Below are 17,083 nucleotides of genomic sequence, written 5' to 3' on the forward strand. Positions count from 1 at the left end.
AATCAGCTCCCCCAAGCTTGGAGAAGCTTCTCGGGCAGATTTTCTATTGTGTCAAAGGGGTCCATTCTGTGTATTCGCGACGCAGCCTCATCTATCGGAATTCCCGTCTTTACCATCATGCGTGCGATGGACATGGCAGCATCAACGAGATTATCTGAACCGGCCCTGGCTGGCACGCCCTGGTCATGGACATCGAACCATACGCGCTCGACCGGGACAGTCCGCTCAATCTGATCAAGCAGTGCACCGAGAAGGCCCCTGCCGGTATCGTCCAGCTGCTCGTTCAAGAGAGCTACAAGGTCGTGATCGCGTCGAATCTTGTAGCGGCGAGAGTCATCCGGGCCTGCAACGTCCCACATGCGCGCCACTTCTTCCTTGGGGGAGCGAGGACCATGGTTTCCACGGTGGATGAAGACCTCCCTCGCCTTACTTCTTATGTCTTCAGCGATCTTGAGAAGCGCCCGACGCGCGGTGTCAGGCGGCCGTGCAATGGCCTTGCGGATGTCTATCCGCCAGTCCTGGTCCGCCGTGTTCGGGATGTCGACTGCGATACGGGCAAGTCGGCTGGGCTCTTCGCGAGTCCAGGCGCGGCTTCCACCAAGCCCGAGCCAGCCACCAGCGGAAAGAAGTCGCTTCTGTCGATAGACGTAGAAGCCCTGATGGACGGTCCAGCCACCGATACCACCCGCAGCCTCGTACTCCTGCTCGCTGCGGAACTGGTCGCGGTGCGGCAGCACGAAGCCTCGTGCTCGGACGAGGCCGCCGGGAGTCCTGACTCTGAGCTCCGGGCTCCGATTGGTCGCGGGATGATTTTCCATGAATGGGTCCCACGGCGAGATCTCTCGCCCATTCAGGAAGATCGAGATTCGCCGGGCATCGCCCCGGAGGAAGCGATGAAATATCATCCCGAGATGGCGCTCGGAGCGTTCCAGGTCGGACAGAAAGGCCGCATGGCTTGGGAAATCCGAAGCACGCCCAAAATCGACCTTCCTCCAGACAACGAGCGTTCCCGATGGTCTGGTAGCCAGGGCATCGAGGCTGTCGGAAGGTAGGCCGTCAGCGCCGTCGATGAGGGACCATGCCCCTCCCGCAGCCTCGACTTGATCCAGGTCCCAGGTGAAGGCGAAGGTCCCCTCGGCTGTCTTGGAAACCACACTCAAACTGCGACACTGGGAGAATGATGCCGTTTTGAGACCGAGACCGAAGCGACCGAGATCTGTCTCGGATCTGACGACCTGCGGCCCCATCCCGCCAAATCGCATCGCTTCCAGAAGAGCCTCTTCGCTCATGCCGCAGCCGTCGTCGGAAATCTCGGCAACCGGATTCCCATCCACCCAGTCCCAGCGCATGTCGATCCGCTGGGCGCCTGCGGCTATGCTGTTATCTACGATATCGGCGAGAGCGGTCTCGAGCGAATACCCGACGCCGCGAAGTGAGCCGATAAGAGCTGATGCTGAAGGAGGAAGCTGACGCATTGCCGGAAGAAAAAGCCCGATCGAGAAAAGTCCGAAACAGGCTACCGAAACTTCAACCTGGTGGCGATGGGACGCGACAGCATCGCGGCGATATCATGAGCGCCGAAACGCGCAGCGCGGTCATGTCCCGGATCAAAGGGCGGGATACAGGACCAGAGCGGGCCGTCGCATCGATCCTTCTTGATCTGGGACTCACACCAGAGCTGCAAGTGCGCGATCTGCCGGGCAGGCCCGACTTCGTATTTCGGGAACAGCGTGTCGCAATCTTCGTCGATGGCGACTTCTGGCACGGATGGCACTTCCCACGCTGGCGTCTGAAACTGTCAGAAAAATGGGAAAAGAAGATCGAGGCGACCCGCCGCCGGGATGCGCGCAACCATGCCCGTCTCCGCCGCTCAGGCTGGAGGGTCCTTAGGATCTGGGAGCATCAGATCGAAGAGACACCTGAACGTGTCCGAGAGCGGATACTCAAGTGCTTGGACGAGCAGAGGCATGAGAAATAGCGGCCACGTGCCACCTGGCTTTTCAGAGCCTTTCTGATAAAGCGTTCCAGATGACGATTCAGGTCCTCGACATGTTCTGCGGCGCCGGAGGTTCCAGCGAAGGAGCACGTATGGCGGGGGCTAAGGTCATACGTGGCATTGATGCCTGGGCTCTCGCCACGCAGACCTATCAGGACAATTTCCCTGATGCGACGGTCGAGACCCGCGAGCTCGGACCGGACAGCCAGCCTGAAACCGAGATACGGGAGGGGGAGATCGACCTCCTCCTGGCCTCGCCGGAATGCACCAACCACAGCCCGGCGAAGGGCTCCAAGCCTCGTTGCGAAGACAGCCGCCGCACATCCCAGTACGTGCTGAATTTTGCGCAGAAACTTCTGCCTCGCTGGATCGTGCTTGAGAATGTCGTGCAGTTACGGAACTGGATTGGCTACGATCCACTGCTGTCTGAATTGCGCAACATCGGCTACCGGATCCGCCCTCAGGTGCTTGATGCCGCTGACTTTGGCGTGCCGCAGACCCGCCGACGTCTCTTCGTGCTCTGTGACCGCGATGGGGAACCCACTCCTGTCCTCCCGGGCGTCATTCGCCATCGCCCGGCAGGCGACGTCGTCCAGCTGGATGGACCCTGGCTTTCAAAGCCGCTCTACTCCGAAAAGAGGGCGAAGCCGACCATCGAGCGTGCAGGACGGGCAATGCAGGAGCTGGGAAAAGGCGTGCCTTTCCTGATCGTTTATTACGGCTCCGATGGTTCCGGGGGCTGGCAGCGCCTGGACAAGCCTTTGCGGACGCTAACCACGCTCGACCGCTTCGGTCTCGTCACCTGGGAAGGCCTGGAGCCGATGCTCCGGATGCTGCAGGTGGACGAGCTCCGCGCCGCGATGGGCTTTCGCGACAGCTATCTTTTCAACCGCGGCAGCCGCCGCGACCGCATCAAGATGCTCGGGAACGGCGTCGCCCCTCCGGTCATGGAGGCCATTCTGCATTCACTCACTGCGATCGGGGACATCCACAGTCCTCTTGCCGGGAAAACGCTCGTTGCGCGAGAAGAGGTCGTTTCCACGCGGCCGTTTTCATCTGCGCCAGCCAAAGATGAACCATCATTCTGGGATGTCGGAAGATAACAAATGCACCAACCTCCGGTCAATTAGGCAGCGATTTGGTCATGTGAGAGGCATTCGGATCTTGGGGTTACTCTTGCCGTTCAGCTTCCAAAGACTCGACCTTCGACTCCAGCTTCTCAATCTTCTGCACCAGAACGCGAACGTCGTTGTCGGATATTGCGCCTCGAAACATATCTGCAATCGGCGGAGAAAGAACTTGAATAGCCGTAAAGAGGATCGCAACAAGAGCGACCCAAGCCAAGCCCTCTAATCGTATCCGCGCAAGCACCTTCTTTCCAGCATTCGCTGCGATTTCCTCGCTATTCAAAAACGTGGTGGGAAACCTAGAGGCAGCGAGGGATTGGATATGCTTATAGTACTCCGAAAGAGGAGGTGACTTCCGAAGCCTTCTTTCATCCACAGGTGGGTGCTGAAACAGGGAGACCCTAAGGAACTTATCTCCTCTATGTATGGTATGCTTTACACTGCTGAAATTTAGCAGGGTGGTGGCGATAGGGCCGTCCCAGCCAGGATCCACAATCCCGACGGTGAGGGCCCATATGCCCTCCTTAGTGAGGCTTGTTTTATAAGTAACGTGGCCAGTTATCGTACTAGGAAGATTAAAAATCTCGGCGGACACAACTTGAACCATATGCCCCGGGTCGAGAGTGAAAGGGCTGCATACCTCTGCCCCCTTGTCGTCGTAAATTCTTCCTATTGAAAGATCAAAACTCGATGCTTGAGGAGAAGGCCGACCACCCCGAAAGAATTTTTCTCGATCTAACTCCTCCCCACTTAGCAGATTCATCTCTGCGACTCGGAAGACTGAAGTGCTGCGAAAACCAGGTAGGCATCTAAGAATTCAAGAAAAACCAGACACATGAGCATTTCCAAACAAGACAAGACATTCATCCAGAAACTACCAGACCTTCAGCTGAACAGCTATGACCCCCATCGCCCTGTGGCCGCAGTCATAGTAGACCAGTCCGGCGACGTTGTCTCGACGGGAGTGAACAGGCCTCCAGAGCGCCTGGGGATAACTAAGGCTCAAGCTCAATCCGAGATCGCAATAAATCCTGACTGGAAATACTATATGATGGAGCACGGTGAGCGCAACGCGATCTTTGATGCCCTTGCGCAGGGACAGAATCTGCGCGGAGCGACCATGTACGCTACACTCTTCCCATGCGCAGACTGCGCCCGCGCGATTGCTATAACGGGCATCCGACGCCTTGTTGTACCAAACGCCGGATGTGACTCAGAGCGCGATGCGCGCTGGATTGAACATTATCGATACGCGAAAGAAGTTCTGGAACTGGCTGAGGTTGATATCGAATACTACACATTTATAGACTGAAGTCAGCTCATTAAAACACAGATAACGCCGACGAAAAATTCAACTTATATTTGACTGCACGCCTTCTTTCTGATCTTGGGTAGGTCTGAGCCCCAGCCCTTCGGCCAACGCCTTTCTTCAGGCGTGGTGAATGGGCTTCAGCCCTGGCTCTACAGGCGCTCATTGAAGGCACTGCCCACCAGTCAACTCCTCGCACACTCAGTGCCAACGCGCGCCGTTGAATTCAAGACCACGGCACACCGATCTCGTAACGCCCATATCCCTGAGGAACGTCGTAGCCCGCATGCGTTAGTGTACCGAGTACGAAGCCCGGCCAGAGTTCCGGCGGGAAGGCATTAACTTTAAGGCTCGCGGAAAAACCCGTCTGAACGCGCTCCTTCGTTTGGAAGGAACGCGAACGTCTGGACACTGACGACAGGCACGGTTCCAACAGCGGATAGACCTCAATTTCGCGCACGAGCTCGTCAATCCGTGAGAACGAGAGATCACGTTCCATCTGAACCCGATGCCAGCGCGCAAGCCCCGCAATGCGCTTGAAAATCGATGCAATCAGCTGCGTCTGACTATGGCGGACAGTTTGCTGGTTACTCAGCCCGAACGGCGTCAGCGAAGAGAGAATGAAGCGCCGCCTGAGCGGCGGAGGAAGGTATTGTCCGCTTTCCTGCCAGAAGAGATCACGCAGCGGCCAGATGCGCCTTGTTCGCCGCCCGTTCATAAGCGAGATCCCGCCTTCACCACCCTTCGCAACAGGCGTCATCACGCGCAGAACGGCCTCGATCAGTTGCTCCCGAAAGCAGCCCGCTTCGCCAAAAAGCGAAATCTCGACACGTATCTGCTCTGCCCCCTCCCTCACCCATATGACGAAGGGTTTGGGCACATGCCATCTTTCCGCAAACATGCAATGGTCGGCGAACATCACATGAAAAAGCGAGCCAAGAGGGTGGCCCGTGTCCCTTTCGGCGATCGCCCGCAATGGCTCGCCCAGCGCCCCACGGATTGCGGCGGGAAGGCGCATGCCACCTTCGAGATCAGCAGGCCTGTCGAAATCGATAGTCACACGTGTGGTGCGCCAGAAGGAGGGAAGCTCCTCAAGCGAGAGCTCCACGATCGGCGTATCAAGAAAATCATCGATCCGTGGATGAGGCTCGGGCTTCCGGTCGGCTGCCATCGCGTTTCTCAAAAAATCAGGAAGTCGCCATCTTCCGCGACAGGCGCACCACCGATCGCGATACAATCTGCAAGCACAGAGCCGGGCACCGGATAGACCCGCAGATTGTCCGGCGGCCGCATCCGCTTCTTCAGCTGGGCAGCCAGCGCCACGGCACCGCGCTGCGTCTCTCGGAGCTCAAAAACACTTTCCTGGACACGCAGTCCGCGGCTTTCGAGAAGGCTCGCCACCCGGCCGCGCCGCCGATCGTCCGCAATGTCATAAGCAAAGACGTAGAGGCGTCGCCCGCTCATCCTAAAGATCCTTCCTGAATGGCTCGTAAGGCTCCTCGCCGAGGACGTGTCGGACATAGCGCGTCACCTGATGGTCGATGGCGCCCCTCCAGCTCGTCTTGCCCCCCTCCGGATGGTTGATTACGTGATCGACATGCCGCTCATAGGCGCGGATGAGCTTCCCCGGCCCCTCCTCGACGATGTGGACTGCCTTTTTTCCGTCGAGCATCATCTCGGAGAAATGCTTGGGCCCAAGCTCTCCGGAAGAAAGAAGCTGGACGGAAAGGGCTTCGGCAATCGGTGCGCGGAACTCCTCCATGAGATCAAAGACGCACCCATGCCGCGCCCGGTCCGGCCGGTGCAGCACACCAAAACCGGCGTGGATGCCGCGCCGCATGATGAGCGTCTCCACGTCGCGCCGCAGCAGATGGGCAGTGAAGTTGAGAACGGTGTTGAAAGCCGTTTCCGGCGGCAGGCGCGAACGGAGGAAACGCTCCTCCCCAAAGCCGCGTTTGACGAGACTCGAAAGAGCAGGCCAGTAGAGCCTTGCTGCAGCCCCCTCCTCTCCCCGTACCGCGTCGACATTTGTATACCCAGGAAACACCTCCGCACGTCTGCGGTGCTGGTCGAGCCGCCCGATCACACGTTCAAGGTTGGAACGTTCTGCCCGTTCTTTGTCGTCCAGACGCTGGCGAAGTTGCTGGATCAGCCGCCGCGCATTGAAGATTCGCCCAGCCACGTAACGGCGGGCGAGATCAAGGGCCAGGCTCTCATCGAAAGCATGCCTTGCCTGGGCAAGGTGGAGACGAGACCGCCACGGCCGCTCATCGGCGAGTGAACTGACGACACGTCCGCGGCCATCGACGAAGAAGACGCAGATCCGCAGCTCGGCGGCCCGGCGGATGGCATCGCTATCGATCGCCGCTCCCGGAAAGACATCGATCCTGTCGATGGTTCCCGGCGCGATCACCGCGAGAAGGTCACCCTCGTCGTAAACCCCGAAGCCAGCATCATAGGGTTTGAGCTCCCGCCCCTTCTGCAGAAGGTAGGCGGGCCGCACAAAAGGAGCGTAGCGCGAGGGGTCCGCGGCCTCGTGCGCTGCGCCCGGACGGGCAGGCTCGTCACCTTCGGCAAGATAGACCGCAAGATCCTCAGCAACCGTCTCAGAGGACGCAGGGCTCGGCAGGCGCGATGACCCGATCTTCCGCAGTTTAAGTTCGCGCCCTGCCACCCGACGCGCAGGCGGTGTCGCAAGCTGACCCCGCAGCGCTCCTGAAGCCGGAGAACCGTCGTTCTCCGGCTCGTCCGGCAGATCCGCAAGAGCCTCGACCTGCGCGGCAAGACCTGTTCCCGTCAGTTGTGCGCCCAGAAAGACATACCCTTCATCGAGGGAACGGATTCTCGTTTTCTCCGGATGCAGCGAAAGATGCAGCTCTTCGAGCCGCCTCGCCACGAACTGCAGAGCCTTCTCGGCGCGCTGGCGGCTTCGGCACAGAACCACGAAATCGTCGGCGTAGCGCACCATGCGAAACCCCGCCTTCGCCACCTCCTCATCCACGTGGTCGAGATAAAGATTCGCCAGAATGGGTGAGATCGGCGCCCCCTGCGGCAACCCTCGCCCTGGCTCTGCCGAAAGCCCCAGCCACTTCAGAACAAGACTGACGAAAGCGGGCTCAGGAACATAATCAGCAAGGACAGACACGAGCGGCACATGCGGGACATTGTCGAAATAGGCTGAGATATCGGCATCGACGACATGCGTGAATCCGGCCGCGTGGAAGGCCCGCACCGCCTCAAGCGCCTGTGGCACAGAACGGCCGGGCCGGTAGCCATAGGAGTGCTCCTCGAATTCCGGCTCCAGAAGAGGCTGCAGCACGAGATGGGCGGCTGTCTGAGCCACCCGGTCGGCAACACATGGGATGCGCAGGGTCCGGACACCCCCACTGCGTTTGGCAATATCAACAGTCGCCACCGGACCTGGCTCGTACGCACCCGTGCGCAATCGATGGGCGAGGCTCTTCAGGCGGAAATCGAGCCCCCTCTCAAAGGCACCGATGGTGACGCGGTCCCCCCCGGCAGCCCCCCTGTTCGCCGCCACGCGGTGGAAGGCCCGGTGCAGCATGGCAAGAGAGGTTGATTCCTCGAACACCGAGAAGTCGCGATGACCGCCTTTCTGGCGACGCGCAAGTCGAACAGACATTGAACCCCCGCGGATTCTGCCTATCTATATGTATATCAAAGCTAATTTCTATCAGAAGCCAGGCAACTTAGAAATTCCATTGCTCTGCGGCAAAATCCCCGCGGAAATACGTAAAATTTCTCAACTTGCATCAAAGGCTTGCCAGGCATAGGCTCAGCATTGATCTGCTTCCACAGCGCTCACGCGACAAAGATCGCACGGGCCTTAGTACTGGCCCATGTTGAAGCTCAGCATTGAGTTGCTTCCACAGCGCTCACGCGACACAGCGACAGTTTTTCGACCTTATCGGCGGTCCTCAGCATTGAGCTGCTTCCACAGCGCTTTTTGCCATCGACTTGACGATGATCGTGCGCGCTCTCGGGAAGGCGCTCTCGGTGGACACCTGAACCCATTTCGCCCCCCCCCCCGGCGGTCGCGCAGTACCAAGGGCCTCCCTGAACGCAGAGCTCCATCACCAGCGGGAAGATACCGTTGGAGAGTAAGGAGAGGTTCGCGTGTAAGGAGGTCACGCCTCTCTGCGGATGACGCAGCCGCTGCTCTTTTGCGGACCTGCGGGGTCAGCCCCGCACCAAAAGCGGCACGAGAAGATGGACTCTTTCCCGAAAGGCTTCACATGACGGCAGAAGGGCTTTTTTTGACGCCAGTCGCACCCACGCACAGGACAGTCTCCCTGCTGTCCGCAACATTCAACGGCTGGCACCCCCGCGGATTAATCTTAAATGCTGGATAGAAAAGAGGTTCTAGACCTGACCGGAAGCATTCGCCCTGCGATAAGGATCGAATTACCAGCCCCCGCGGAGAATAGCGGAAATTTCCGATTTGCAACAATCTCTTGCCCGAGCTAGGGTCAGCCTTGAGCTGCTTTCGGAGCGCTCACGCGACTAAGGCCGGCCAATACAAAAGCCTTTTTTCAGTCAGCCTTGAGCTGCTTTCGGAGCGCTCACGCGATCGCGGCGAGCGCGGTAGCGCCTGGGGACGCAGCGGCCGTCAGTCTCGATCTGAAGCGGGTCCCCTGAGTTCAATCGAAACTGCCCGTTCCGTCGAAGGACGGGTTTCCGCGGGGGACCAGACTGAGTGCAGAGCTCGCGAGATCCGAAACAGGCGCCGCGCGGATATCGCCGCATGTCCGAGACCGGACGGCCCGAAGCATGGGGTCATCGGCAACAAGCAAGAATCAACGAAATGGTCGAAGATGGATCAGATTGCGCAGCAGCCGCATCTGCTGAACAGCTGCCTTGAGCACCACGCCACGGCCAAGTCCTGGCACAGCCTCTCAGAGCGGGCTGAAGAGCTCGCGACCGTGGATCAGTCCGTCTGTCGCCATTTCCGCAGGGCAGCGAGCGGATCGCGCAGCGCTTCCAGGATTGCCAGCTCGCGCCTTTCCCTAAGCAGCGCCTCATCCGGAATCTTAGCTTCCGGCTCGAAGAAGGCGTCCAGCAGCGCCTCGATCGGCCTCTTCACGTAAGGCGACGGATCTGGGTAAGCGGATTTCAGGTAGAGCGCCTTGCGCAATTCAACAAATGGCAGGAAATATTTCGTATTCTTCAATTTATTTCCAGCCGGACCGACAGGAAGATCGTGAATCGGCGAGTCGCCACCCGCTCTTCGCTCTTCGTCCACCCAATCACTTTTACTTAGATTGATCAGTGTCCGAATCGGCGGCGCCATATAAAACGCTTTCATGTCCGGATAGCCGGCTGCGACGGAATCGTTCTCCTTCGAATACTGGGCGCGAAAGCGACGCCCCATCTGGCTCTCAAACGCAAGCAAAAGCGCGTCGATCTGAATGTTCCGGTCACCAAGATCACTCAGGCACAGACCTGACGGCATGGGGTTCTGCCGCAAAGACTTCAAACGGGCATGAGCGGGCCGCAGCCGTCCGAGCCCCTTGTTGCGAAGCCGTCCACCCACATGGCGGTAGTCGCTCACACCGTCCTCGAAAAACACCCTGCGGTCGCCAAACGAAAGGCTCCACAAGAGCCCCCCGAGCTCCAGCGGATGCAGATTTTCAAAGCGGATTTCCAACCGGAACGTCGCACCTGCTTTGAGCGGTTGCACGAGGCTTTCGACCTTGCCGAGCGCCATCTCCTCCGCCCAGGGGTCACCGAAGCTCTCATCAAAAGGGCGGCACGCAGGATAGCGTTTGTGCCCGGCGAGCACCACGGTCTCGCTGTCCCAGGTGCCCTTCATCAGGCTCTTGTCGGACACCTCCGATCCGGGCTGCGTCTCCCATAGATAGTAGGGATCGAACGACGCCTTTGGCGCGCCCTGTGTAACCTTGTAGATGCTTTCCATTGGCTGCGCGTCGTCCGCGGGCGCAAAAGAAAACCGGAGACGCGAAGCGAGCGGGGTCTGCTCACGATCTCTCCCTCGCAGCGTCGACGGGTCGGAACTCTCGCCCCAGGCATCCTCGGAGCCGAAAAGGGCATCGGTCCAGTCGGTGAAACTCTTCCGGTCAAAGCAGATTTTCGGCTGTCGGCTATGCACATCCCCCACGCCGAAGCGATGCGGAATTTTGAACACCTGCGCCGTGCCAAGAAAGATCTGGTCACTGTTCGGGCCCGTCGCAACCGAAGCTTTGGATGGCCGATCCCGCGTCGAAAAGTCAATGTAGTAGACCGGGATGCCCGGAAAGCCCTGCTCCGCAACAGCATGCTGGTTCGGCCGGTCGCTCTCTCCGTTGCTGTCCGGCTTCCCCCAGTAACTGGGCAGGCCCATATCGCGAAGAAGCTCTTCTGCACCTCCGCGGCCCTGAGAACGCAGATACTGCGCATAGTCGGCAAGAAAGAACTGGAGGTTTCCGGTGACGCTGCGCGTGCTTCCATCGGGGAAAACCCCACCTTGCTTGTGGTAGTCCGAATTGATCTTCAGAAAGAGTTCGATAGGTCCGGGGCGGGAATGAAAGCCGGGTGTTTCAGTAAGGATCGGCTCAGCGCCTTTGCTCTTGGCCGCGAAGACCGCCTCCTTTCGTTTCGTCCCGAACGATCCGGTGATCACCAGGTATTCGCCGTCACTAAGGCGATCCTTCAAATTCTTCTGAAACGGTTCTTGACGTGCCTGCTGTCGCCGTCGTCCCAGGTCGTAGTTTCTCCAGTCCTCTTGAAACCGCTTTTGCTTCTCTTGAGAAAGAAAACCCGCCAGATCCGCAAACGACATATCGGAAGACGCGCCTTGTGCTCCGGCCGGAAACAGCGTCCACTCCCACGTCGTCTCATCTGACATCCCTGCCTTGATCTGACGGGGCACGAGCCAGCCGCGCCCAAGCGAAGGAATCGGCGGCTTACCTTTCCCCCCGGAAAAGCCTCGCAACTGCCGATACTCGAAAAAACGACTGCCGAAATGATGATGCTTGTTGACCGGCTCCAGAGCGGAGGCAGTAGCAATACGGTAAACGGATTTGATCATGCCTCGCGCCGCGCGGCCCGGCATGCAGAAGACATTTCTGCCGTTGAGCGGAAGTGAGGTCGGGCGGGTGACGGCAACGCTCTTCTCTACGACATGAGGTTTCTCTGGGTCAGGTTTGACGCGATGCATTTCCTCCTGCGCCATGCCAAAAAGCACCGGTGTTTCGGCGATGAAATCTACACAGATGACCCCAGAAAGGCCGCCGGGCACTGGCCGCAAATGACTGAGCTCGGGTGTCGTCTCGTCGCCCCGCCCCGGCCTGGCGAGCGGAGCAGCTTCGACGCGCGGAGCTGTCGGCACAAACTGATACTCGGAGCCCATCCGAGCTCGGCCCGTGATATTCTTCTTCTTATCTCGCTGCAGATACTCAATCTCGTAGTAGGGACCGTCATCGGTCATGCCGCAGCCTCCTCCAGCCGGAACCAGCCGAAGCCTGCACCCGAGGCGTGGCCCAGCATGATTGCATCCTCCATTCGCGCCCGCTCAAGGACGCGTTCCAGAAATGCAAGGTCCTGCTCTTCCTCGGCAAAGTCCTGCGGGTAACGCCTCTGCTGCACGTCGAGCCAGATCGTTGCCCCGACCCCGACCGGCACCTTCATTTCGACAAGGGCATTGTCGATCGGACCCTGCGTGAATGTGTCGAGCTTGATCGTCTGGGCGCGGTAGACGCCCGGGGGCTCCGGATCGACCAACACACGGTGAACATTGACGATTTTTGCCCAGCCAGGAACACCGAACAGGCGCTGCGTCCTGGTCAGATTTGCAAGACGATCAAGGGATCGGAGATGTCCTCCGGGATCGTCGACCGGGAGATCATTGGCCTCATACGCAAATGGATGACTACCATCCTCAGACAGCGCCTCCTCAAGCTCCAGCCTGGCGGCCACCATGCGCAGACACTGAAGAAAAGCCTTGCCGGTGATGACAGGGTAATTGGGCTCCCGTTGCAGGGCCTGCCAGTCGAGGTTCTCGTCTGTGCGGTGTCGGATCGGATCCTGGATGAAGAACGGCTTTGGACAGGAAATCCGAAACTCTCTGTAATTGCGGCCATTCGATCGTCCCGGCCCGAGTTCGAAAGGGGTCGGAGCGGCGAAACTGCGGCCGACGACGGAATACTTGTGATGGCGAGGCTTGCGCAGCGCACCGGCGAGACGCGCCAAGCCGTACTCATAACCTCGTGCCGCCCCCAGTTTGAAGCCGTCTGGGCACGCCATCAGCGTCAGAAGCGGCTCGACCTTCGATCCAACGGTATCTTCGCTTCCGCGAAACACAGCGTCAAAACAGAATTCAGCACCAGCCGGGACGTATTCCGTGTTGTAGAGCTTGTAGCGCTCCACAGCACCAGTGTCGCGGTCCCGCGCATTGCCTGGCAGAATGTACGTGAGTTTCGCCGGGTCCCAGAATGGCAGCTCCTCACAGCCGCTGGGGATGACTGCGGGGTCGGCCAGCCCACCGCAGAGCCACAGAAGCCCAGCGTGACCGGACTCGACCGTCGCACCGTCCGCCAGGAGTGCGGGACCAAAAAGCTCTTCCGCGAGCTTTTCGTCCTGTTCGGCCAGGAGCCTGCGCAACGCGCCACGCAACCCCGTCGACGCGATCACCGGGAGACCGCGGTCTCCCCGAGCGAAGAGAGCGGTCGTCCCGTCGACATCTTCACCTTTCGTGGCGGCCTCGAAGCGCTTGTACGCCGCCTTCCGATCGCCATCGCAGAGATCTTTGAGCGGCGCCTCGGTTCCGTCGCCCACATGGGTGTCCGAGAGGAGGACGATACGGAAGGAAAAGGTTCGGTATTCCAGCATCTTCGGTGCCTATGACAGACGCTCTGGCGGGCCGACGACAACCTCACCGAAACCGCACTCGCGCAGGAACGGCGCCCTTTCCCAGCCCCGAATGCGATCTGTCGAAGGCAGCCCCAGGCGTGCGATCTCCGCGATCGAACCCGACAAAGCGTCTTGGGCCTTCGTATCGGCCTCGGCCACAGGCAGGATGAATACCGTCCCGGGCTTCGTCAGCAGATAGGGATAGTAGGAGGGCTCTCCGCCGATCTCGCGATCGTAGCGCACCGCCTGGCGTCCTCCGGCCCATTCGTGCCGCGCGAAGATCTCAAGCTTTTCCCAGTCGACAGCGGTCGCGGCTGTCGGCCCAAGCATATCGCGAAGCAGGTCGGCGTAGACGTCTTGAAGCCTCTCCCCGTTCTGCAATCGACGGATTTGCGGGATGTCCAGCAGATGGGCGGGCGTCTGCAGGACGATGCGCCAGCTGCCATCATTCATTGGCACGGCGCCAGGCGGATTACTCTCTTTCAGATCGACGCTGATGACGCCTGACCGCAGCTTGCCGATCTGGATCACATCACTCTTCAGGAAAGCGAGGAGCTGGTGGGCTTTTTCTTTCAGCGCCTCATGCTCTGCCGTTTCTTCCTGCTCACCTTTCTGCGGCAGCACAATACGGCCGTACCAGCGGGTGTGGATTTGGCTGACGCACTGGTAGTTGAAGAGGCGATGCTCATCGGCAGTGAATTCGCCGAGAGTGACAGCTGTGCGCGTGCGCGTCACCCATTTCGGCTCCCACCTGCTCTTCGGGGGATCTTTCCAGTCCACCTCGAATATGTTCCGGCCATCGTTTTTTTCTGCCTCGTGGATGTGACACGGGCAATCCTCTTCGCCGGCTTCAGGGACTTTGACGATATCAAAACCTCGTTCTCTTCCCGGCAGGTCACCATAGGCCTCCGCGGGCCGGAAGTGGCTGACATGCATTCTGGCGAGCGCCGCACCGAACTCCTTCTGAAAGCCCGGACAGGCAAGCGCACCGAATTCGGCGATCGCAGCCTTGATCACAGAACCGGGGATGGTGGCACTGCCATGATAGAGATTGCCGGAATAGAGCTTTGGCGAGACGAGAAGCGGGTGAGAGAGCTCGAAGCTCACCGACCAGTCATCCGGGCCTGCATGTGCACAAGCCGGAATTGAGAGGTCCTTTGTCTCGCGCTTTTCCAGGCAAATGCCATCCGCCTCAACCCGACCGAACCCCTGGCCCTTGTTTGCGCCAATTGCGACGAGCGCATGCCGGAAAGGCTCGAAAGCTCTCTTGAAAGCCTTCGCTTCCTCGTCGGTGCCATAGAGCTCTACGGTGGGCTCGTCGTGTTCGAAGACGGCCGCCGCACCAGGAAGATGGGACTGCTCTAGAATCTGCCATGCGCCTGGAGCGACGGCGCCCGTCATCTCCCCGAGCCGAATACGCGTGCGAGTATGTTTGCCCGGGGTTTTATCCTCTTTTTTGAGCGGCAAATCGCGAAATGTCAGGCGCGCCCGCTCGCTGTCGGCGCTCCAGTCAGGAGCCGAGATCTCGGCTTCGCCCTCATAAACTCCAAGATCCTCCATTTCCTCAGGGTTGCGAAGCTGTCTGCCCGGCCTGCCGAGCCATTTGAAGCGGAGGGCGGATGGTACCAGCGGCTCGACATCAGGCTTGCCGTCCTGCCTTCGCTGTTCATTCGCCGCTTTCTCCGCCGCGGCAACCTGGAAAAGGAAATGACGGAAATGGCCCGCAATCTGGGCGCCAGACAGTGCGATCCGCCCTTCCTCGTCGCGGTAGAGCGTGTTGTCGACACCGGCCAGGAGGCTCTCGTTACCGCCGGTCAGAAAGGGCGCTGTAACCGCAATCTTCAGGGACCAGCTGTACCGCTTCATTTTCATGCTGCCTCTTCCCCCTCGTCCGCACCAAGGTGATCCCAAAGAGCCAGGACATGGTGCAGGAAGGAGAGCGGCGCGGCTGGAAGCCGTTGCACAATCTCTTCTTCGAAATACTCGCTCCCAAACGGCTCGTCATTGCGGCGCAGATATTTCGCCTTGGCGAACAATTCACGGACCGGCTGCACCTCTTTCGCACTCGCCAGATAGCTCCCCGCGAGGTCGCCACACTCTCTGATGTCTTCGAACAGATCGACGAGGCGGGCGCGTGGGATGCCCCTGGCCTCCTCGCCGGAGATCCCGCGGATATCGCCAAGCACATCCAGAATTGTTTCCAGATCTGATAGCGGAAGCGGATAGAATTTCGGCTGGTCCTCCTTCGCGATGTTTTCCGTATGCTCGCGGTCGAGGCCAATACCATTAAGCGGCACTTCGTAGCCTGCCAGCGTGGTGATATCGACAAAGGAGGCGAGGCGGGCGAGATCGAGCTCACGTTCATCATCTCTGATCGCACGCTCCTTGGCGTTGTCGGAGAGCTCCATTGCCAGCTTCCGCACCAGGCGGATCGGCGTCTTGTGACGACAGATCGCAACGCCGATCGCATAGGTGAGAGGCACGCTCCGCCCGTCAGGCAAAGACACCGGCGCGGCATCCCTCAGGAACCTCGCCAGAAAACGCAGGACCGTCAGCAGCCCCCAGGCTGGGAAGACGAAACAGGCCTCGTCTCCACCCCATAGCAGCGTCTCGAAACGGAGCACCGGCATCTGGCGCTCTTCCTTCTCCCCATCCAGCCTCCTCTTTCTCGGCTCTTGCAGAAGGAGGGCATCGGCGGCTTTGCACGCCTCGACCAGCCCCTTCAGAAGCGCTCTGCGATGCGGCGCGATGATGCAGGAGGAGAACTCTCCAGTCCGTTTCTCGGCACCGACAGGATCCTGCCTCACGAAGGCTTTCCGCAAGCGCCCGAACCTGTTTCCGTCCATGTAAAGAACGGCCATGCGCCGCGCGAGGCGTCCCGGAATACTTGAGGGCACGTCTTCCGCTGCAATCTCTTCGAAATCGTCGGAGAAGCCAAAACCCGGCGCCCTGTCGAGCCCTGCATGTTCCTCGTAGAAGATGTTCCGTCTTCCCGTCCGTCCGAAATGCTTGCGCGCCGCAACCGAGGCGGAGACCGGCACGTCCTGCACAGCCCTCCTCTCTCCGTCTTCCGGCCGCAGCACGGAGCGCCAGCCGAATTCCGCCCGCGGCCGCACATTGTCGATGGCGCAGGGGAAGGACGGGTCCAGTCGCCAGGCATCGTCGGTCTTCCCATGCGCCAATCGATCCACTCTCTCGGAGGTGGAAAGCAGCTCCGGCAGATCGACGTCGAGCTGACGGTATTGTTCACGCGCCGCGCTGTTCTCCAGGCCGCGCACGAGATCGGCAAAGTCCCTGCCATCATCCTCCTCGGCAACGACCGTGAAGGTCAGATGCCGCAGGACAGCCTGCAGCTCTTTGGGCCACAGGTTCTTTGCGTCGCCCTGAGCTCGCAGGAGCTGCGACGCGGCCTCGACGACGTCCTCACAGGAGAGCGGCGCGCGGATGCGAAAGAGAGCGGCAGATGCGCCGGCATAAATCTCATCGACGTCCACGTCATCCGACCCGGTCGCAGCGAAATACTCGCAGAAGACAGAGCCAAAACAGGTCGCAGCCGACAGAAGCGCCCAGCTTGAACCGCGGACCGTCGCCAGATCATCCGTATCAAATGCCGTATTCTCGAGATTGACGCCCGCGATTCTGAGGACCAGTCGCGTCATACTGAACCGCCTCCCCCGATGGCAGTCTCTTTATTCGACGAAACAATAACGAGCGTCCGCGAACACGCAAAGCGCAGAAAGCCGCAGGTGATGGCGGCAGATCTCGAGACCGCCTGGGCCAGAT

Annotated in this window: 12 protein-coding genes; 3 read left to right on the forward strand and 9 right to left on the reverse strand. The window is 59.7% G+C overall.

Features of this window, described 5'->3' with window-relative positions:
- Positions 1-2: 2 nt before the first annotated feature.
- The gene (locus L0F51_RS09540; protein WP_234628942.1) at positions 3-1,475 is read right to left on the reverse strand and encodes an ATP-binding protein; all 1,473 of its coding nucleotides are present in this window, start codon (positions 1,473-1,475) and stop codon (positions 3-5) included.
- Between L0F51_RS09540 and L0F51_RS09545 the strand changes: the two genes are divergently transcribed.
- Positions 1,451-1,978, forward strand: coding sequence for a very short patch repair endonuclease (locus L0F51_RS09545; protein ID WP_234628943.1), 528 nt, complete (start codon positions 1,451-1,453; stop codon positions 1,976-1,978). The genes L0F51_RS09540 and L0F51_RS09545 overlap by 25 nt on opposite strands.
- Positions 1,979-2,028: 50 nt before the next feature.
- Positions 2,029-3,099 carry a DNA cytosine methyltransferase gene (locus L0F51_RS09550; RefSeq protein WP_234628944.1) on the forward strand — a complete coding sequence of 357 codons (1,071 nt, stop codon included), beginning with the start codon at positions 2,029-2,031 and terminating at the stop codon, positions 3,097-3,099.
- Between the two features lie 67 nt (positions 3,100-3,166).
- Here the strand turns inward: L0F51_RS09550 and L0F51_RS09555 are convergent, their stop codons facing one another.
- Positions 3,167-3,886 carry a hypothetical protein gene (locus L0F51_RS09555; protein WP_234628945.1) on the reverse strand — a complete coding sequence of 240 codons (720 nt, stop codon included), beginning with the start codon at positions 3,884-3,886 and terminating at the stop codon, positions 3,167-3,169.
- A gap of 72 nt (positions 3,887-3,958) precedes the next feature.
- Between L0F51_RS09555 and L0F51_RS09560 the strand changes: the two genes are divergently transcribed.
- A complete protein-coding gene (locus L0F51_RS09560) occupies positions 3,959-4,435 on the forward strand; it encodes a deaminase (protein ID WP_234628946.1) in 477 nt (158 codons plus the stop codon).
- A gap of 223 nt (positions 4,436-4,658) precedes the next feature.
- Here the strand turns inward: L0F51_RS09560 and L0F51_RS09565 are convergent, their stop codons facing one another.
- The 7 genes from L0F51_RS09565 to L0F51_RS09595 form a co-directional block, all read right to left on the reverse strand.
- A complete protein-coding gene (locus L0F51_RS09565) occupies positions 4,659-5,603 on the reverse strand; it encodes a hypothetical protein (protein ID WP_234628947.1) in 945 nt (314 codons plus the stop codon).
- 8 nt (positions 5,604-5,611) lie between these two features.
- The gene (cas2, locus tag L0F51_RS09570; protein ID WP_234628948.1) at positions 5,612-5,896 is read right to left on the reverse strand and encodes a CRISPR-associated endonuclease Cas2; all 285 of its coding nucleotides are present in this window, start codon (positions 5,894-5,896) and stop codon (positions 5,612-5,614) included.
- 1 nt (position 5,897) lies between these two features.
- Positions 5,898-8,075 (reverse strand): CRISPR-associated endonuclease Cas1, encoded by a 2,178-nt coding sequence (gene cas1, locus L0F51_RS09575; RefSeq protein ID WP_234628949.1) that lies wholly within the window; start codon positions 8,073-8,075, stop codon positions 5,898-5,900.
- A 1,305-nt stretch (positions 8,076-9,380) separates the two neighbouring features.
- Positions 9,381-11,879 carry a hypothetical protein gene (locus L0F51_RS09580; protein WP_234628950.1) on the reverse strand — a complete coding sequence of 833 codons (2,499 nt, stop codon included), beginning with the start codon at positions 11,877-11,879 and terminating at the stop codon, positions 9,381-9,383.
- Entirely contained in the window at positions 11,876-13,279 is a 1,404-nt protein-coding gene (locus L0F51_RS09585; RefSeq protein WP_234628951.1) for an RAMP superfamily CRISPR-associated protein, read from the reverse strand. The genes L0F51_RS09580 and L0F51_RS09585 overlap by 4 nt, the downstream gene beginning before the upstream one ends.
- A 9-nt stretch (positions 13,280-13,288) precedes the next feature.
- On the reverse strand, positions 13,289-15,172 hold the full coding sequence (locus L0F51_RS09590) for an RAMP superfamily CRISPR-associated protein (RefSeq protein ID WP_234628952.1): 1,884 nt from the start codon (positions 15,170-15,172) through the stop codon (positions 13,289-13,291).
- Positions 15,169-16,959 (reverse strand): hypothetical protein, encoded by a 1,791-nt coding sequence (locus tag L0F51_RS09595; RefSeq protein WP_234628953.1) that lies wholly within the window; start codon positions 16,957-16,959, stop codon positions 15,169-15,171. The genes L0F51_RS09590 and L0F51_RS09595 overlap by 4 nt, the downstream gene beginning before the upstream one ends.
- Between the last annotated feature and the right edge of the window lie 124 nt (positions 16,960-17,083).

Source organism: Afifella sp. H1R (assembly GCF_021462425.1).
GTDB classification, from domain to species: domain Bacteria; phylum Pseudomonadota; class Alphaproteobacteria; order Rhizobiales; family Afifellaceae; genus Afifella; species Afifella aestuarii.